A 17,837-nucleotide genomic window follows, 5' to 3' on the forward strand; every position below is an offset into this window, starting at 1 on the left:
ATCTCCCACAAATGTATTAAAAACAACGAAAAACAGTGAAAAACAAAAACCCCGAAATGCCTTTAAACCGGCATTTACAGGGTTCAACAAAAAGCAACAAAGTGCTACGAAAGGAGAGTACGAGATTTGAACTCGTGCGCCGGTGTAAGCCGGTTCGACGGATTTCGAGTCCGTTGCATTACCACTCTGCCAACTCTCCATGTGGTTAATGGTTTTTAGAACGCTTTTCAGTATAGCAAATGTTGAGATTTTTGCAAATCTGTTTCCGCGCTTTTCTTTTTGCCTGGGGACTAGGTATACTGATACTATTCTGACTAGAAGGAATGACAGGCCTTGAAAACATCTTTAGTGAAGATGATTGGATTATACAGTTTTTTGTACGCGCTATTCACGCTTGGCGTGCTCGCTTATGCCAGCCTCTTGAGTTTCCGCAGTGGCTTTAGTTTCCCGGCCGTCGGGGAACAGATGATGCAGTGGGAACCGCACTGGTGGTGGCTGAGTATCATCGGGGTGGTGCTGCATGGGTTTGCCTACCTCAAAGCGATGCGCCGACCGCAACTGATGATTGCTCATCTTATCTGCGTGTGGGCATTCGTGGCTTATCCGCTGATTCCAAATTACAGCCTGTTCATTGCCATCGTGCAACTGGTGGCGGTTTGGCTGCTGATTAGCTATCATCGGCCAATGCAGGAATCCGAAATGGAGGGACAGCGATGAGCTGGTTTCACAAATCCAAACAGCCAAGTGGCAATGACGAGCCCCAAGCCTATGATTTTGCCAAAATGGTGAAGGTGGCGCGGGAGAAAGACCCGAGTAAGTTCGCTAAGCTGCAGGCGGCGTTCAAGCAATCGCATTCTGACCAGTCAAAACATCCTAGGGAGGACAAAAAATGAAGAAGATTTTAGGGATTGTCGCTTTGCTGATCGTCATTGCTGGCGGTTGGTTCGGCTACAACTATTGGCACGAAACCTACCAAAGTCAAACGGCGTATGCTAAGGTCGGTGAGGCGGTGAAAAAGAACTCCAAAACTAGCGACGGCAAAAACTATAAGGTCAATGGCAAACAATATTACTATTATGAATACGAATTTGACTTTGTGCTGAAAGATGGTACCACCAGGCATCTCGGCTTTGACAGTGCTGAATCCGCCAACCCGACACCGTTGGCCCCAGGTTCTTACGTGACCGCTGAGATTTCCCAAAAGCGTGTGGTTAAAGGACCGAATCCAATCAGTCTTGGCAACATTCCAAGTGCCGTCCAGGCGAAACTTAAATAGTTTTCATTCGACCGAGCCGATGTGCTCGGTTTTTAATTGCTGATCATCTCAACGACTGCCTAATCGTGCCGGGTGAGCCGCACGTCCCGCAGCGGATATGAATTGCGGCCAGGCTTGAAACCGCTTATACTACAACCAAATGAGGTATCAAAGCATTGCTGACGGGTATTCCTGATTGGAGGCACAAACTGATGCAAGAAGAAAATGATGTGCTACTGCGGCAAATTAAATCCTTCGCCCAAGGACTGGGCTATATGCTCGGCAAGGCTGGTGGTCACCCCGGCAACGAAATCGTCTTCCCGCAAACTGATGCGCGGGTTTTGCCTGGGCAGGAACGCTTGGAGCAATTTTTGACGGCTAAACAATTGCCTGAGGCGACCCGTTTTTTCTTCGGTCAGCGCTATGCGATGGCGGAAAAAGATTTCATGGCGCTGGGGGCGTGGTATTTTGAGCGCCTGAATGCGCTGAGTGATGAAGCGCTAGCCGATGCCAATTACTCGCGGCAAGCGGTCGAAGCAGGGCTGAAACAGTTAGCCTTCATTCAGCAGGAACAAGGTTAAGCTCGCATCAGTTGAATCGAGGAGGAACAGATCATGATGGGTACGGCTTTTGGGCTAATTTATTATCTGATTGCTTTGGGGTTAGGATTTTTGATCATCGCGCTAGGCGTGAAATACGGTATTCTGTGGGCTTTGCGCGCCTTATCTGACGATGATTTGGCCAAGGTGGCGCGGGTGTTCAAACGCTAAGCTGACGCCGTCAAAAAAGACGACCTCGAAAATGAGGTCGTCTTTTGCGTTTTGCTATTCTATTCCGCGCTACCGGTCAAATCTGCCGCGCGCTTGGTGGCTGGCAGTTGATCCAGTTCCTGTAGTGCCTTGTTGGCATCCAGCAAAGCCACGCTATACACCAGCGTGCCGATTTGAACGCGGGTGTTGATGTATTTGATGACGATTGGGCCTTGGGTGGTTTCCAGCTCCAAGTTCAGGTGATAGATCTCCTCAGTGCCTGGCGTCAGCACACCCATAATGTGAGCGTCTGACAGCAGGTTGTTATCGATCAAGGCAGGCTTGCTACCGTCAGAAGCAACAATGACGTGATCATCCATGGTCAGGCGATAGCCGCGGATAATGGTTGAAGGGATGATTTTGTGGCCAAAATGCGGGCGGTGGACTTTGATCAAATCATGGGCGGAATCGAGTTCAAAGTACGCATTATGTTTGTCAGCCTTGAAATGGGCGTGTTTACCGAATGTCATGAGGGGACTCCTTTGCAATGAGATCTGAAATCACAGTGGTTAAAACCGCTTCAATGAAGGCGCGGTTTTCGTTGAGTAGGTAAGTGGTGGTTTGCGCCAGGTCGGCGTCAGGCGCCGCTTTTTGCCACGCCGCCGCGCGGGCTTCAATTTGCGGTTCGGTGAACTGCGCAGCTACGACTTGATCAGCGGCGTTAGCGACCAAGGCGCGAATCGTTTTTTCTTCCAATGTCTTTCACTCCTTATCGTCCATTATACGCGCCGTAATCGCCGATGCCACTTTTCCTTCTACCGCTTGTAGTTTATAGTAAGCATAAAGCTCGCAATCAGACCTTGAGGGCGAAAATCGGTGGCGCGCACGGCGTCGCAACGAAAAATGGAGGAAACACACATGACCACCCAAAATATGCTCGATTATGTTGGCGACAAAATGGATGCCTTGGATTTTGATGGCGATTTGGATTTGAACTGGGACAAAGAAGCGCGCGTTTTTGAAGTGGAGCTGACCATGACCGTGGATGCGGCAGCTGGTTTTGAAGTCGAGGACCAAGACGGCGAAACCATCGATGAAGGGGAAATTGATTACTCTGATGCGATTTTGCTGTACGATGCTACCCGCCTGAAGGGCGAAGATTACCAAGATAACTATCTGGCGGTGATTGGTTTCCAAGGCAAACAAGGCATTGCCCAAGCGACGGTTGATGGGTTGTTCGACTATCTCCAAACCCTCCTAGACGATGGCCAATCCGACTTGATGGATTTTGTCGATGGCACCTCAGAGGACGAAACCTTTGAATTGCAATTCGACCAGGCGAAATTCCAGGCTGCTGTTGCCGCTCAGCCGGCAGCGAACCAGCATGTGTTTTTGCCGTATCCCAAATACTGATTGGAGGCGCTTATGGACGACTGGTTTGAACTCGCAGTCGAAACAAGCAGCGAGGCGGTCGAAGCCGTGTCTAACTTTTTAATTGAGGCCGGAGCTGCGGGGATTCAAATTGAAGACGCCGCCGACTTTCAGCACGGCAGTCAAAGCAAAACCGGCGTCTGGTTTGATCCGGACAGCGTGCCGCATCGTACTACCGGCGCGGCGGTGAAAGGCTATTTTGCCAGCAGTTTGCATCCCAGTGAGCTGATGACTCGCCTGCAGGCCGAAGTGGACCAGCTGCCAAGTTTCGGGCTCGCCAAGGGCAGCGGCAAGATTAGTGTGGTCAACATCGCTCAAGCCGACTGGGCCAACGCCTGGAAAAAGTATTACCATCCCCTGCGGATCACCCGTTATCTGACGATTGTGCCGGCGTGGCTCGAATACACCCCGCAGCAAGCAGGCGAGCAGGTGATTAAGCTGGATCCCGATATGGCCTTTGGCACTGGCAGCCATCCCACCACGGCGCTGATGCTGCGACTACTGGAGGCAGTCATTCGCGGCGGCGAAACCATGATCGATGTCGGCACTGGCTCAGGCATTTTAGCCTTAGCAGCGCGGCGCCTCGGCGTGGCCCATGTGCTGGCGACTGATGTTGATGACGTCGCCGTCGCCAATGCCGAGGCTAATTTGGCGCTCAATCCCGATGATCAGATTGACGTGATTGCCAATGACCTGCTGACCGGTATTGAGCAGCCCGTCGACTTGGTGGTGGCCAATATTTTAGCCAATGTGCTGACGCCGTTGATTCCGCAAGTCGCTAGCCGCTTAAAGCCGCATGGCCGATTCTTACTCTCTGGCATTTACCGCGAAAAGGCCGCGGCCATCAAGACCACCTTGACGGCTAACGGCTTCAAGGTCCGTAGTGAATGGCAGGAAGGTGATTGGGTCGCTATTGTGGCCGGGCACGCTGAGGAGGAGGACGCATGAACCGCTTCTTTACCGACCAGCCGCTGACCCAGGGCGCCACGGCCAATTTACCAGCCAGCGTGCAAAAGCATGCTATTCAGGTGCTGCGGCTGCAGGAAGGTGCCCAAATCGAGGTGGTCAGCGTCGACCATCAAGCGTTTGTCGCCACGATTATGGCCGCCGCTCCGCTCACGGTGCGAGTCGACCAGCCCATTACGCGACCGGTGGAGTTGCCGGTGGCGGTCCATCTGCTGTGCGGTGTGCCCAAAGGCGACAAGGCGGAACTGATTGTCCAAAAAGCCACGGAGCTTGGCGCCATGCACATTAGTTTCTTTAACAGCCAGTGGGCAACCGCCAAATGGCAAGCCCCGCGTGTCAACAAAAAGCTCGCGCGGCTCGCGGCGATTGCCCAAGGCGCCGCAGAACAGAGCCACCGGTGTTTTGTCCCAGCCGTAGATGTGGTAACATTAAACGAAATAACGCAATTGACCGCTGAAGCCAAACTGGTCGCTTATGAAGAAAGTGGCAAAGCTGGCGAGGCGGCCGCCTTGGTGCAGGCACTCAGCACCCGGCCAGAGACGCTACTATGTGTGTTCGGACCGGAAGGTGGCCTGAGCCCAGCTGAAATTGCAACGTTAACGGCCAGTGGTTTTACCACAGCCGGCCTCGGCCCGCGGATTTTGCGGACCGAAACGGCACCGCTGTACTTACTCAGCGCGGTGTCGGCACTTACTGAATTGCAGGGAGAATCAGAATGACCAAAATCAAGTCTTGGCTGATGTCCGCATCGGGCCGTATTGTTTTACTCAGTATCTTGACCACGCTTATTTTGCCTTGGGGCTTTACGTTGCTCCATGTGCAGGTAGCGCTGCGGGTGACGCTGCTTTGGATTCTGATTAATGTGACCTTGTCCATCTATACTGGCCGTACTATCGCCAAGTATCATTTGCACTGGTGGCATAGTTTGTGGTTACCGCTGCTCTTTGCTTTGATGGTGTGGGTGCGCTTTGCGGATTATGGCTACTGGTTTGCCCCGATCTACTGGGTCCTGACCATGCTTAGCTTGACCCGCGAGTAGCGACCGCCCAGCTGTAGAAACTCGAACTCAAGGCACGTTTCGACGTGCTTTTATTGTATCCGCTGCTTGCTGCCGACCTCGTCCGGTGAGCGGTGTAAAGGGGGATTTTGCAATGGCTGAAGAACCAGAATTAACCCAAGAACAAGTGATGGCGATGTGCGCCAAGTATATGAACGAAGAGCACCAAGCCTTCGTCAAAAAAGCCTACGACTTTGCGGCTTATGTTCACAAAGACCAACGCCGTAAATCTGGCGAACCGTATATCATTCACCCGATTCAAGTGGCCGGGATTTTGGCGGAATTGAAAATGGATCCCGTCACCGTGGCCAGTGGCTACCTGCACGATGTGGTTGAGGACACGAACATCACCCTCGGCGACATTCAGGAAGTCTTTGGCAAGGAAACGGCAGTTATCGTCGATGGCCTGACCAAGTTAAGCAAGGTCACGTATGTTGCCCACAAAGACGAACTGGCGGAAAACCACCGTAAGATGTTGCTGGCGATGGCCAAAGATATGCGCGTGATTTTGGTCAAATTGGCCGATCGGTTGCATAACATGCGCACCCTGATGCACCTGCGGCCGGATAAGCAGCGCCGGATTGCCAATGAAACGCTGGAAATCTATGCGCCGTTAGCCGATCGCTTAGGGATTAGCACCATCAAGTGGGAACTGGAAGATCTATCGCTCCGCTATTTGAACCCGCAGCAGTACTACCGCATCGCCCAGCTGATGAAGTCCAAGCGCACCGAGCGCGAGGCTTACATCGCCAATGCCATCACCGATATCAAAAAGGCGCTGGCGGACTTGAATATGCACTATGAAATCTACGGGCGCCCGAAACACATCTATTCGATTTACAAGAAAATGCGCGATAAGCATAAGCAATTCGATGAACTTTACGACCTGCTGGCTGTGCGCGTGATCACCCAAAACATTAAGGACTGCTATGCGGTACTGGGCGTGATTCACACCCAATGGAAGCCGATGCCAGGGCGGTTCAAGGATTACATTGCCATGCCGAAAGCCAATGGCTACCAATCCCTGCACACCACCGTGATTGGGCCGATGGGCAAGCCGCTGGAAGTTCAGATTCGCACCGAAGAAATGCACCATATCGCTGAATTCGGGGTTGCCGCGCACTGGGCTTACAAGGAAGGTCAAACTTCCGAAGTGCAATACGACAAAGCCGGCAAACAAATCGACATGTTCCGCGAAATTCTGGAAATTCAGGATGAAACCTCCGATGCCCAGGACTTCATGGAAAGCGTCAAAGGCGACATCTTCACCGATCGGGTCTACGTGTTCACCCCGCAAGGTGACGTGTATGAGCTACCTAAAGGCTCGGTGCCGCTGGACTTTGCCTACATGGTGCATACCGAAGTGGGTAATCACAGTGTCGGCGCCAAGGTCAACGGCAAAATCGTGCCGCTGAACTATCAGCTCAAAAACGGCGACATTGTTGAGATGCTGACCAACAGCAACTCCAAGCCAAGCCGCGACTGGGTGAACTTGGTCTTCACGTCCCGTTCTCGCAACAAGATCCGCCGCTATTTCAAGCAGGTGGATAAAGGCGAAAACAGCGAAAAAGGCCGTGAAGCCTTGGAGCACACGCTGCAGGAAATGGGCTACACGCCGAAAGACTACATGGGCAACAAGCCTGACATGGTGGACTTGCTCAAGCGCCTCAACTTCGCCACTGAAGACGAGCTGCTCTCAGCCATTGGTTACGGCGAATATGGCTCCAAAGTGATTGCCAATCGGCTCACGGACCGCTCGCGGCGCGAGAAGGCAGATGCTGACAAGAAGGCCAAAGAAGCTGCAATTTTGGCTAATAACCAAAAAGTCACCACGGTGTCTAAAGAGAAAAAGCCGGTTTCCCGCACTGAAGAAGGCGTCGTCATCGAAGGCGTTGACAATCTACTGGTGCATCTGGCGAAGTGCTGCAACCCAGTGCCAGGCGATCCGATTGTCGGCTATGTCACCAAGGGCCGCGGGGTGACGATTCACCGCGCGGATTGCCCAAACATCGATGCCTCGCCGGCCATGGCCGGGCGGCTGATTGATGTGTCCTGGCAGAATCTGAATGATCAAAGCCAGTTATTTGATACGGATATTGAAATCTACGGCTATAACCGCAGTGGCTTGTTAAACGATGTCCTGCAGACCTTGAACGCCCAGACCAAGAATTTGACCAACGTCAACGGCCGGGTTGACCATGATAAAATGGCTGACATTCATGTCACTGTTGGCATTCCGAATTTGGCGAGTCTCGAGCACATGATGGATGCCATCAAGAACATTCCTGATATTTACGAAGTGAAACGGTCCCAGGGTTAAGCAAAGGAGCGAGTTATGCGAGCAGTGGTGCAGCGCGTCAGTTCAGCCAGTGTCACCATCGACGGACAAATTAACGGCGCCATCGACCAAGGCTTTATGATTTTACTGGGCGTCGGCCCGCAAGACACAGAAGTTGAGGCCACCAGGTTGGTGACGAAAATTAGTAAACTCCGCGTATTCAGCGATGCCGCGGGTAAAATGAATCTGGACCTGAAAGCTGTCGGGGGCAGTGTGCTCGTGGTGTCGCAATTCACGTTGTATGCCGATGTCAGCCATGGCAATCGGCCTGGCTTCACCAACGCCGCGGCGCCGGCGCTGGCTAATTCATTGTACCAGTGCTTCCTGCAAGCGATGGCCGCAACCGGTATTCCGGTGCAACATGGCGAATTCGGCGCGGATATGCAGGTCAGTTTGGTCAACGATGGCCCGGTCACGCTACTTTATGATACCGAGGCCGGGGCATGTTAGTGAATGCGATTTGGGACTTGGATGGTACCCTTTATGATACCTATCCAGAAATGCTGAGCGCTTTAGTGGCGACACTTGAGCATCACGGCGCTAAAGTCGATGCCGCTGCGCTTTTGACGCAAATTAAGCGGGGCTCCATCAAAGCCACGGTGGGCGAAATCGCACCACGGCTGAGCGTCTCAGCCGAAACCTTGTTGGCTGAATACCATGCCCTGGAGGCCCAAACGGTGATGACCGCTAAGCCTTATCCGCAAGCGGCGGCGGTGGTCAAAGCGATTCAAGCCGCTGGCGGCAATAATCTCCTGATGACCCACCGCGATAACTCCGCTTGGGCCTTGTTGCACCAAGCAGGGCTGGATGAGGCGTTTATCGGTGGGGTGACCGCCGCGATGACTTTCCCGCGGAAGCCAGATCCGGCGGCCATCAATTACCTGGTGAAAGTCCATCAACTCAACCCGCAGCGCACCGCGATGATTGGCGATCGCAAACTTGACGTGATTGCCGGGCAGCGAGCTGGGGTCAAAGGAGTTTACTTCAATGTTGATGGGCTGAATGATGCGCCCATGGCCGATGTGCAGATTGAACAGCTTAATGACCTGTTGCCGCTGTTTCACGCCTAAAACAAACGCCCTGTCAAACCTGATGTTAGGTTTGGCAGGGCGTTTGGCTTTGTAGCTGGCGCTTATTGATGATTGCCGGCTTTAAAGTAGGCGGTTAAGCCTTGCACGACATCGCTGGCGACTTGTTGCTGATAATTAGCAGATTTGATTTGGGCGAAGTCTTTGTCATCATTGATGTAGCCCATTTCACACAGCACTGCTGGTTGGCTGTTGTTGCGGATGACTTCGAAATTGCCGTATTGGTAGCCACGGTTGGTCAGCGGCAGGTTGCTGCTGAAGGCCTGGTTCAGGGCTTTTGCCAAGGCGAGGTCTTTCTTGGAGTTGTAGTAGTAGGTGGTAAAACCGGAAGCCTCATTCGCGTTGGCACTGGAGTCAAAGTGGATGGAGATGAACGCGTCGGCGTGGGCCTTGGCCGCCATGGCTGGCCGCGGGGCTAAGTCGACGAAGGTGTCAGAGCTGCGGGTGTAAATCACATTCGCCCCTTGCGCTTGCAACGCGGACCCGATGGCTTTGGCCATTTCCAGGGTGTAGGTCTTTTCGTACTTATTGGTCGTCGATAAGGCACCGCTATCAGCACCGCCATGGCCAGGATCCAAGACAATCGTTGCTTCGCTTAGGTTGGTGGCCGCCTTGGTGGCTTTCGTTCCAGGGGTGGTGACGGTCCAACTCGCGACATAGCCGGTTTTCCCGGCCGCGGTTTGCACCTTGTACCAATCGCTGGATTGATCGAGCACGGTGAGGGTGGTGCCTTTCGCCAGTTTGGCAACAATAGGGGCATTTAACCCGCCAGCTTGGCGCAGGTTGACGCTGGCGGTGGTGGTCACCTTAACGGCAGCGACCGTGGTGGTTTGCGGCTTCACCGTGGTGCTGACCTGTTTCGGCTGCGCGAGGGCGACGGTATTGCCACTCAGCGTGATGTTACTGGTTGCGACCCAAGCTGCGGTATTATCGTACGCGACCTGGGTCCAGTGGCCTTCTTGGTAAATGACTTTGAGCTGGCGCCCAGCATTCACGGTGCCTAAAACCTTGGCGTCAGTGGTGGCATACTGCCGCACATTGGTGGTGCGCTTGGCGGTGGCCAGTTTAGCTGTGGTCGTAGTAGCTTCGTTTTGATCCACCAGCCAAGAGGCCACCCAGCCGATTTTATTGCCGGCTAGGCGCACCTGATCCCATGAATTTTGCTGCTTGATGACCGTCAGTTTCGTGCCACTTTGCACCTGGCCCATCACACTGTACGCCAGGCCGGGGCCGAGCCGCACATTCAATAGGTTGGCCCGCACCGTGATGGTGTCGCTGGCGGCCAGTACAGTCGTGGTGGCAGCTGATACCCCAATCAAAGCCGCAAACACCGCAATTAACGGCCAACGTTTAAGTTGTTTGAATTGCAAAGCGTCATCCCCTCAGTTTCCTTACTAGGCTGATTATACCAAACAGGGCCTGCCTTTGCGTTCTTTTTCAAGGAATTTTCAAGGCAGGCGTTGACATCTGCGGGTAAACAACGTACGCTGGGACTAAATAAACGCGCCGATGACGAAGCAGGATAGATCACTTGAAGCGACCCGGAGATGGTGAAAGCCGGGACCGATCGAAAAGACACTTCTGAGGCTGAACGAGCTCCGGTTGCCACCGTTATGGCTAAGTTAAACACAAGGTGGTACCGTGTCCGCACCCTTCGTCTCTGACGAGGGGTGTTTTTTTATTCAGTCCGGCGTTAAAAGGAGGAAACTATGAGTTATCAACGACCAAAAGGCACCGCGGATATTTTGCCTGGGCAAAGCGAACTCTGGCAAAAGGTGGAACAAACCGCGCGCGATATTTTGACCCGTTATCGTTACCAAGAAATTCGCACGCCATTATTCGAAAATTACGACGTCTTCGCCCGGTCTTCAGGGGAAACCTCAGATGTTGTGTCCAAGGAAATGTATACCTTCGAAGACAAAGGTGGCCGCCAAATGGCGCTTCGCCCAGAAGGCACGGCAGGGGTGGTGCGGGCCTATGTTGAAAACAAATTGTATGGCCCAGAATATACCAAGCCTTACAAGGTTTACTACATGGGGCCAATGTACCGCTATGAACGGCCGCAAAGTGGTCGGCAGCGCGAATTCCACCAAATCGGGGTGGAAGCCTTTGGCGGCGATAGTCCGGCGCTGGATGCCGAAGTGATTGCGCTGGCCAAGGACCTGCTTGAGGCTTTAGGCGCCAAGCACTTGAAGTTTGCCATTAACACTTTAGGCGACCCAGAATCGCGTCAAGCTTATCACGCGGCATTGATTGCTTACCTGACCCCGTTCAAAGATCAGCTGTCTGAAGATTCCAAAGTGCGGCTCGAGAAGAACCCGCTGCGAATTTTGGATAGCAAAGACCGCGGCGATCAGGCCATTGTGGCCGATGCGCCTAAGCTGATCGACTACCTGACGCCGGCCGCCGCCGAGCGGTTCGAAGCGGTCCAAGCGGATCTGACAGCGCTGGGTATCAGCTTTGAAATCGATCCTGACATGGTGCGTGGTTTGGATTATTACAACCACACGATTTTTGAGGTGATGAGCGATGATGCCGTGTTCGGCGGTGGTTATACCACCATTCTTGGTGGCGGCCGCTACAACGGCCTCGTAGAAGAACTCGGCGGTCCCGAAACCCCAGGCATTGGCTTCGGGATGGGCGTGGAACGGGCGATGCTGTTGATGCAAGGGCAAACCGCCACGACCAGCTTGCCCGCCTACATCGTCACCATCGATGAAGCCGGCAAAGGCGCCGCGCTGCATTTGGCTCACGCCTTGCGGCAGCAAGGCCTCGCCGTCGACATGGATTTCTTGGATCGCAAAGCCAAGGCGCAGTTCAAGTCCGCCAACAAGGCCAACGCGCAATACGTGCTCACGATTGGGGAAAGCGAACTGGCCAATGGCACCGTTCAAGTCAAAAACATGCAGTCGGGTAATCAAGAAGCCATGGCGCAATCCGCGCTGGAAGCTGACTTTTCGAACCAGGTGGCAAAATTGGAGGAAGCACATGACTAAACGAACACTTTATGCAGGCGAGGTCACCAAGGCAAACTTGGGCCAAACCGTGACCTTAAAAGGGTGGGTGCAAAAGCGCCGCTCGTTAGGTAACTTGATTTTCGTTGATTTACGCGACCGCGCCGGCATCGTGCAGCTGGTGTTCTCCCAAGAATTCGGGGAGGATGCGCTGAACGTGGCCAACACCATGCGGAGCGAATACGTGATTGAAGCCACCGGGACCGTGACTGCGCGGGCGCCGGAAGCCGTCAATCCCGAGATGAAAACCGGGGAAATCGAAGTTGAGATTCAAACGGCTAAGATTTTGAATCAAGCCAAGACGCCGCCGTTTGATATTGCGGATGGGGTTAACGCCACCGAAGAAACCAAGCTCAAGTATCGTTATTTGGACCTGCGGCGGCCGGAAATGCAGGAAGCCATCATCACCCGCAGCCAGGTCCTTAAGTCCGTACATCACTACTTCGACGATCAGGGCTTCTTGAACATCGAAACCCCAACCCTGACGGCCAGCACCCCAGAAGGCGCCCGCGACTACTTGGTGCCGTCTCGGGTTTATCCGGGCAGTTTCTATGCCCTGCCGCAATCCCCACAGCTGTTCAAGCAGCTGCTGATGGGCGCAGGTTTTGACCGGTATTATCAAATTGCGCGTTGCTACCGGGATGAAGACTTGCGCGGCGACCGGCAGCCGGAATTCACCCAAATCGATATGGAAACCAGCTTTCTTGATCAGCAAGAAATTCAAGACCTCACGGAAGGCCTGATTGCCCGCGTGATGAAGGATGTGAAAGGCATCGACGTTAAGCTGCCTTTCCCACGCATCGAATGGCAAGATGCCATGGATCGCTACGGCTCTGACCGGCCCGATATGCGCTTTGACATGTTCATCCAGGATATTTCCGACCTGGTGAAGGACTCTGATTTCAAAGTCTTTGCCAATGCCGTGGCCAACGCTGGTCAAGTCCGCGCGATTGTCGTGCCTGGTGGGGCGGAAAAGTACTCCCGCAAGAAGATCGACGAACAGCAAGACTACATCAAACGCTTCGGCGCTAAAGGCCTGGCCTGGCTGAAAGTCACTGCCGATGGGATTTCCGGTCCCATCGCCAAATTCTTCGGTGATGGCGCTGAATTGACCAACGCCCTGAACGCGAGTGCCGGCGACTTGCTTTTGTTCGTCGCTGATCAGCCGGCGGTGGTGGCCGCAAGTCTGGGCTACCTGCGCCTGCACTTCGGCCATGATCTCGGCCTGGTCGATGAGTCCCAGTACAATTTCTGCTGGGTCGTTAACTGGCCATTGTTCGAATATGACGAAGGCATTGAACGCTGGGTACCAGCGCACCATCCCTTCACCATGCCGAATGAAGAAGACGTGCACCTGCTGGATACCGATCCACACAGTGCCCATGCCCAGTCTTATGACATCATCATGAACGGGGATGAATTAGGCGGTGGCTCGATTCGTATTCATAGCCGCGAGATCCAAGAGAAAATGCTGAAAGCCCTGGGCTTCACGCCAGAGCGGGCGCAAAAGTCCTTTGGGTTCCTACTGGATGCCTTGGACTATGGCTTCCCACCGCATGGCGGCTTGGCGTTCGGCCTGGATCGCTTCGTGATGTTGCTACTGGGCCGCGATAACATTCGCGACGTCATGGCCTTTCCGAAAAACTCCAAGGCCTCTGAACCGATGACCAGCGCGCCAACACCGGTGGCGGATCAACAACTCAGCGACCTCGGCATTGAAGTACGAGCCAACGTGGATCCTGACGCCGCCCATGCGGAAGATCAAGACCTCACCGAATAAGCTTTTCAAAAGGGCAAGCGTAGCGCTTGCTCTTTTTTGCTATCATCAGCCGCAAAAGACGTTAACTATTTAATTGCTGACAATTTAATCCAAAGCAGGTATACTGAACGCGAGGTGATGACAATGACTGACAAACAAGATGATTTGAAAAAGCGCCTGACGCCTGAGCAGTATCGCGTCACACAGGAAGCCGCGACTGAGCGGCCATTTTCCAGTGAGTATGATGATTTTTATGAACCGGGCATCTATGTTGACATTGTCTCCGGCGAGCCGCTGTTTTCCTCGCAAGATAAGTATGACGCTGGCTGCGGCTGGCCGTCTTTTACCAAGCCCATTGCCAAGCTGAAAGAAAAGCGGGATACCAGCTTCTTCATGGAACGTACCGAGGTTCGCAGCGGGCAGGCTAATTCTCATTTGGGCCACGTCTTTACTGACGGGCCAACCGATAAAGGCGGTTTGCGTTATTGCATCAATGGGGCGGCGCTCCGCTTTGTTCCTCTGCAGCAGCTGGAGCAGGCCGGTTACGGCCAGTATCGCCAGCTCTTTGAGGAGGCGTAAACATGGCAGAAGCAACAGCAATTTTTGCCGGCGGCTGTTTTTGGTGCATGGTGCAGCCATTTGACCAGCAGCCTGGCATTATCAAGGTCGTCTCGGGCTATACGGGGGGCCATGTGGCTAATCCCACCTACGAGCAGGTGGCCAGCCATACCACAGGGCACACTGAAGCCGTCGAAATAACCTACGACCCCGCCGTGATCAGTTATGCCGACCTGGTTGAAATCTACTGGCAGCAAACTGACCCCACTGACGCCATGGGCCAATTTCAGGACCGCGGTGACAGCTATCGGCCGGTGATTTTCTACCAGACTGAAGCCGAAAAAGCGATTGCGGAAGCCTCCAAGGCAAAGTTAGCTACCAGTGGTCGCTTCAGTGATCCCATTGTCACCAAAATCGAACCGGCCCAACCGTTTTATCCGGCGGAAGACTATCACCAAGACTTCTACCGCAAGAATCCGTGGCGCTATGCGATGGAAGAACAAGGCGGCCGTGAACAGTTCAAAGCCAAGCATTGGGCTAAATGAACCAGACTGATGAGGAGCTACGACGACGTGGCTCTTTTCGTGTCTTTGTGCTTCATTTATCTCCCAATCTGTTGTCAGAGGGCAGACGGCAGCCTCAAGGATTCCCTGCGCTGCGGCTTGGCGGCGTGGTATACTTAATGCACTAACACAGGGAAAGGATCACGTTATGCAAGAAATTGATCGGCTGATCAGACGGCACCAAAACTGGAGTCGGTTCACCGCAGCCTTCTTCTACAGTATTTGTGTCGCCTTAGCTTTGAATATGTTCTGGGAACCAGGTGGGGTTTTCGCCAGTGGGGTCACCGGGGCTGCCCAGCTGGTGGCCACTGTCATCCGCAAATGGTTCAATTTTCAGCTGACCACGCCTTTCGGCAGTCTGGGCACCACCGATATTTTCTCGACTGGGACCTTGCTTTTCCTGCTGAACGTACCGTTGTTTGTGATTGCTTGGCGGCAAATTGGCCACCGCTTCACCGTGTTTACTTTCTTGGCCGTTATTTTTTCGACGATTATGATCCGCTTGCTGGGCGTGGTGAAGCCGCTCACGACCGATCCCATTGTGTGTGGGATTTTCGGGGCCGTCATCAATGGTCTCGGCACCGGCTTTGCACTGCGGAATAACATCTCCACTGGCGGGCTCGATATCATCGGGATCGTTTGGCGGAAGAAAACCGGGACCACGATTGGGACAGTGAACATCGCGGTCAACATCGTGATTGTGTTCCTGGCAGGCTTTGTCAATGACTGGCCGCACGCGTTGTACTCCGCGCTGGCGATTTTCATCAACGGCCGGGTGATGGATTCCATGTACACGCGGCAGCAGCGCCTCCAGGTGATGATTGTCACTGATCAGCAAAAAGCCGTGGTCAATGAAATTCAAAACACCTTGCGCCGGGGCATCACCATTGTGCATGATGCCGAAGGGGCGTTCCACCACGAAGAAAAAACCATTCTCTTCACCATCATTTCGCGGGCCGAAATCTATGACTTGCAAGATGCCATGAAACGCAGTGATCCTTATGCGTTTGTCTCGATTACCGAGTCGGTGAAAATCATGGGGCATTTCTACGAACCAAAGACAGACTAATGAGTGTGCCGGGGTGCCCCGGCTTTTTTTGGAGGATAAGCCATGTTAATCGGAGCTAATGTGAGCATGAAAGGCACCAAAATGCTGGTAGGGGCAGTGGAAGAGGCCCAAAGCTATCAGGCAACGACCTTGCAGTTTTATACCGGTGCCCCCCAGAACACGAGGCGCAAAGCAGTGGCTGATATGCGGATATCAGAAGGTTTAAAACTGATGCAAGAAGCCGGCTTGAGTCACACAGTCATTCACGCGCCTTACATCGTTAACCTTGGCAACACCGTCAAGCCAGAGAACTATCCCTTTGCGGTGCAGTTCATGAAGGAAGAAGTGCAACGCGCCGAGGCCTTGCAGGCCTACGCGATGCCATTTCATCCCGGGGCGCATGTCGGCGCCGGCCCGGCAGCGGCAATCAACCAAATCGCCAAAGGGCTCAATGAAATTTTGACGCCAGACCAACACGTTGTCATCGCGTTGGAAACCATGGCGGGCAAAGGTACCGAAATCGGCCGCACCTTTGAGGAGTTGGCGGCAATCATTGACCAGGTCGAGCTGCAGGATAAGGTGATGGTGACGATGGATACCTGTCACATGAGCGATGCCGGCTATCCGGTGCGGGATGACTTCGATGGCGTGCTCAATACCTTCGACCATGTGATTGGCTTAAACAAGCTGGCGCTGATTCACCTCAATGATTCCAAAAACCCACAAGGCGCGCACAAGGACCGCCATACCAATATCGGCTTTGGCACGTTAGGGTTTGACTGCCTCAACGCGATTGCGCATCACCCGCAATTGCAAGGCCTTCCCAAGATTCTGGAAACGCCGTATGTCGGGCCAGACCGCAAGCATTTGGTGCCACCGTATGGCCCAGAAATTAACTGGCTCAAAACCGGTCACTTTGCGCCGGCTGAATTGGTGGCCTTAGGCGCGGCGCCGCTGGCGGAAAAAGAGGCATCATCATGACAACGACCATCAATGAGGTCGCAGCGGCGGCTGGGGTATCTAAATCCACGATTTCTCGCTACCTAACTGGGCAATTCGACCGCATGTCGCCTGCCACGCGGCAGCGAATTGCCGCGGTCATTGCGGAATTGGGCTACGTGCCCAACCACAACGCCAGTGCCTTGCGCTCAAAGCGCTCGCATCAAATTGGTGTGGTGGTGGGGGATGTGTCCAATGTCTATTCGACGTTCCTAATTAAAGGCATTGCCGCGGTCACCCATGACCATGGTGATCAGATTTTAATTGCGGATGGCGGCGAGGACCCTACCACGGAAGCGCAGGCCTTAGCGAGTCTGGTTGCTTCCAATGTCGATGGCATTATCTTGCAACCAGCGCGGGGGCAGGCCAGTGTGTATGAGGCTCTCCGCGCCGCTGGCTTGCCGGTGGTGCTGGTGGACCGGGTGCTGGCGCCGCTTACCTTTCCTTGTGTGACGTCAAACGACCAGACCGCCAGCACCGCCTTGGCTGATGCAGTGGTGGCAAAAGGCTACCAGCGCATACTCGTGATCAGCCAACCCGTCAAGGACGCCTCGGTTCGGGCTGAACGCTATGAAGGTTTTAAAGCCGCGGCCCAGGCCGCAGGGGCTAGTGTTAGCTTGCTAGAAGTGGGCAAAGATGGCACCGTGGCGGGCATCAAGCCTTGGCTGGCTGCAAATGCTGGCCATCACCCGGCGATTTTTGCTGCGAACGGGAACTTGCTGATGGCTAGTTTGCGCTGGCTCCAAGCGCATGGGGTCGCTGTCCCCGAGGCAGTCGGCTTATGTGGCTATGATGATTGGAACTGGGGCGAGCTAGCCAATCCGGCGCTATCCGTGCTTGATCAGCACCCTGAGCAAATCGGGCGCGTCGTCGCTGAACGGTTGGTGGCCTTAATGAGCGGCGAGGCAGTGCCCGTGGCGCGGACGGAAATTCCCGCGACGCTGCATTTACGGGCCTCGCTCTAAAAGAAAAACCCGGCCACGCTTAGCTGCGTAGCCGGGTTCAATTTGCG

At 53.9% G+C, this 17,837-nt stretch carries 22 protein-coding genes and 1 tRNA gene; 19 read left to right on the forward strand and 4 right to left on the reverse strand.

Annotation, left to right across the window (positions count from 1 at the left end; genetic code table 11):
• Positions 1-111 precede the first annotated feature (111 nt).
• A tRNA-Ser gene (locus AAA927_RS03480) sits at positions 112-199 on the reverse strand.
• Between the two features lie 134 nt (positions 200-333).
• Between AAA927_RS03480 and AAA927_RS03485 the strand changes: the two genes are divergently transcribed.
• The 5 genes from AAA927_RS03485 to AAA927_RS03505 all read left to right on the forward strand — a co-directional run bounded on the left by AAA927_RS03485 (position 334) and on the right by AAA927_RS03505 (position 2,025).
• Positions 334-717 (forward strand): hypothetical protein, encoded by a 384-nt coding sequence (locus AAA927_RS03485; protein WP_338215772.1) that lies wholly within the window; start codon positions 334-336, stop codon positions 715-717.
• Entirely contained in the window at positions 714-893 is a 180-nt protein-coding gene (locus AAA927_RS03490) for a hypothetical protein (protein ID WP_338215774.1), read from the forward strand. The genes AAA927_RS03485 and AAA927_RS03490 overlap by 4 nt, the downstream gene beginning before the upstream one ends.
• Positions 890-1,276 carry a DUF1093 domain-containing protein gene (locus AAA927_RS03495; RefSeq protein ID WP_338215776.1) on the forward strand — a complete coding sequence of 129 codons (387 nt, stop codon included), beginning with the start codon at positions 890-892 and terminating at the stop codon, positions 1,274-1,276. Before AAA927_RS03490 ends, AAA927_RS03495 begins: the two co-directional genes overlap by 4 nt.
• Before the next feature lie 191 nt (positions 1,277-1,467).
• A complete protein-coding gene (locus tag AAA927_RS03500) occupies positions 1,468-1,836 on the forward strand; it encodes a DUF6483 family protein (protein WP_338215778.1) in 369 nt (122 codons plus the stop codon).
• Between the two features lie 33 nt (positions 1,837-1,869).
• Positions 1,870-2,025 (forward strand): hypothetical protein, encoded by a 156-nt coding sequence (locus AAA927_RS03505; RefSeq protein WP_338215780.1) that lies wholly within the window; start codon positions 1,870-1,872, stop codon positions 2,023-2,025.
• A gap of 59 nt (positions 2,026-2,084) precedes the next feature.
• Here the strand turns inward: AAA927_RS03505 and AAA927_RS03510 are convergent, their stop codons facing one another.
• Both AAA927_RS03510 and AAA927_RS03515 read right to left on the reverse strand, forming a co-directional pair.
• Positions 2,085-2,534, reverse strand: coding sequence for a hypothetical protein (locus AAA927_RS03510; RefSeq protein WP_125579110.1), 450 nt, complete (start codon positions 2,532-2,534; stop codon positions 2,085-2,087).
• Positions 2,521-2,760, reverse strand: coding sequence for a hypothetical protein (locus AAA927_RS03515; RefSeq protein WP_204118966.1), 240 nt, complete (start codon positions 2,758-2,760; stop codon positions 2,521-2,523). The genes AAA927_RS03510 and AAA927_RS03515 overlap by 14 nt, the downstream gene beginning before the upstream one ends.
• A 162-nt stretch (positions 2,761-2,922) precedes the next feature.
• On the opposite strand from AAA927_RS03515, the gene AAA927_RS03520 reads away from it, so the two are divergent.
• From AAA927_RS03520 to AAA927_RS03550, 7 genes are all read left to right on the forward strand, one after another.
• Complete coding sequence (locus tag AAA927_RS03520; RefSeq protein ID WP_338215783.1) at positions 2,923-3,417, forward strand: DUF3013 family protein; 495 nt, start codon at positions 2,923-2,925, stop codon at positions 3,415-3,417.
• A 12-nt stretch (positions 3,418-3,429) separates the two neighbouring features.
• Positions 3,430-4,383 carry a 50S ribosomal protein L11 methyltransferase gene (prmA, locus tag AAA927_RS03525; protein ID WP_338215785.1) on the forward strand — a complete coding sequence of 318 codons (954 nt, stop codon included), beginning with the start codon at positions 3,430-3,432 and terminating at the stop codon, positions 4,381-4,383.
• Complete coding sequence (locus AAA927_RS03530) at positions 4,380-5,120, forward strand: RsmE family RNA methyltransferase (protein WP_338215787.1); 741 nt, start codon at positions 4,380-4,382, stop codon at positions 5,118-5,120. Before prmA ends, AAA927_RS03530 begins: the two co-directional genes overlap by 4 nt.
• Positions 5,117-5,440 carry a hypothetical protein gene (locus AAA927_RS03535; RefSeq protein WP_338215789.1) on the forward strand — a complete coding sequence of 108 codons (324 nt, stop codon included), beginning with the start codon at positions 5,117-5,119 and terminating at the stop codon, positions 5,438-5,440. Before AAA927_RS03530 ends, AAA927_RS03535 begins: the two co-directional genes overlap by 4 nt.
• 112 nt (positions 5,441-5,552) lie before the next feature.
• Entirely contained in the window at positions 5,553-7,778 is a 2,226-nt protein-coding gene (locus tag AAA927_RS03540) for a RelA/SpoT family protein (protein WP_125579100.1), read from the forward strand.
• A gap of 15 nt (positions 7,779-7,793) precedes the next feature.
• Positions 7,794-8,246 (forward strand): D-aminoacyl-tRNA deacylase, encoded by a 453-nt coding sequence (dtd, locus tag AAA927_RS03545; RefSeq protein WP_338215792.1) that lies wholly within the window; start codon positions 7,794-7,796, stop codon positions 8,244-8,246.
• Positions 8,240-8,866, forward strand: coding sequence for an HAD hydrolase-like protein (locus tag AAA927_RS03550; protein ID WP_338215794.1), 627 nt, complete (start codon positions 8,240-8,242; stop codon positions 8,864-8,866). The genes dtd and AAA927_RS03550 overlap by 7 nt, the downstream gene beginning before the upstream one ends.
• 62 nt (positions 8,867-8,928) lie before the next feature.
• On the opposite strand, the gene AAA927_RS03555 is transcribed toward AAA927_RS03550, so the two are convergent.
• The gene (locus AAA927_RS03555; protein WP_338215796.1) at positions 8,929-10,254 is read right to left on the reverse strand and encodes an N-acetylmuramoyl-L-alanine amidase family protein; all 1,326 of its coding nucleotides are present in this window, start codon (positions 10,252-10,254) and stop codon (positions 8,929-8,931) included.
• A 339-nt stretch (positions 10,255-10,593) separates the two neighbouring features.
• Between AAA927_RS03555 and hisS the strand changes: the two genes are divergently transcribed.
• The 7 genes from hisS (at position 10,594) to AAA927_RS03590 (ending at position 17,790) form a co-directional block, all read left to right on the forward strand.
• Positions 10,594-11,880: a histidine--tRNA ligase gene (gene hisS, locus AAA927_RS03560; protein ID WP_338215798.1), complete on the forward strand. Its 1,287-nt coding sequence runs from the start codon at positions 10,594-10,596 to the stop codon at positions 11,878-11,880.
• The gene (gene aspS / locus AAA927_RS03565) at positions 11,873-13,678 is read left to right on the forward strand and encodes an aspartate--tRNA ligase (protein ID WP_338215801.1); all 1,806 of its coding nucleotides are present in this window, start codon (positions 11,873-11,875) and stop codon (positions 13,676-13,678) included. The genes hisS and aspS overlap by 8 nt, the downstream gene beginning before the upstream one ends.
• Positions 13,679-13,801: 123 nt before the next feature.
• Positions 13,802-14,236: a peptide-methionine (R)-S-oxide reductase MsrB gene (gene msrB, locus AAA927_RS03570; protein WP_338215804.1), complete on the forward strand. Its 435-nt coding sequence runs from the start codon at positions 13,802-13,804 to the stop codon at positions 14,234-14,236.
• Between the two features lie 2 nt (positions 14,237-14,238).
• Positions 14,239-14,760 carry a peptide-methionine (S)-S-oxide reductase MsrA gene (gene msrA, locus AAA927_RS03575; RefSeq protein ID WP_338215806.1) on the forward strand — a complete coding sequence of 174 codons (522 nt, stop codon included), beginning with the start codon at positions 14,239-14,241 and terminating at the stop codon, positions 14,758-14,760.
• A 166-nt stretch (positions 14,761-14,926) separates the two neighbouring features.
• The gene (locus AAA927_RS03580) at positions 14,927-15,847 is read left to right on the forward strand and encodes a YitT family protein (protein WP_338215808.1); all 921 of its coding nucleotides are present in this window, start codon (positions 14,927-14,929) and stop codon (positions 15,845-15,847) included.
• A gap of 42 nt (positions 15,848-15,889) precedes the next feature.
• On the forward strand, positions 15,890-16,807 hold the full coding sequence (locus tag AAA927_RS03585; protein ID WP_338215810.1) for a deoxyribonuclease IV: 918 nt from the start codon (positions 15,890-15,892) through the stop codon (positions 16,805-16,807).
• On the forward strand, positions 16,804-17,790 hold the full coding sequence (locus tag AAA927_RS03590) for a LacI family DNA-binding transcriptional regulator (protein WP_338215812.1): 987 nt from the start codon (positions 16,804-16,806) through the stop codon (positions 17,788-17,790). The genes AAA927_RS03585 and AAA927_RS03590 overlap by 4 nt, the downstream gene beginning before the upstream one ends.
• Positions 17,791-17,837: the final 47 nt, after the last annotated feature.

Origin of the sequence: Lacticaseibacillus salsurivasis, from assembly GCF_036246225.1 — a bacterium.
In the GTDB taxonomy this organism is placed as follows: Bacteria; Bacillota; Bacilli; order Lactobacillales; family Lactobacillaceae; genus Lacticaseibacillus; species Lacticaseibacillus salsurivasis.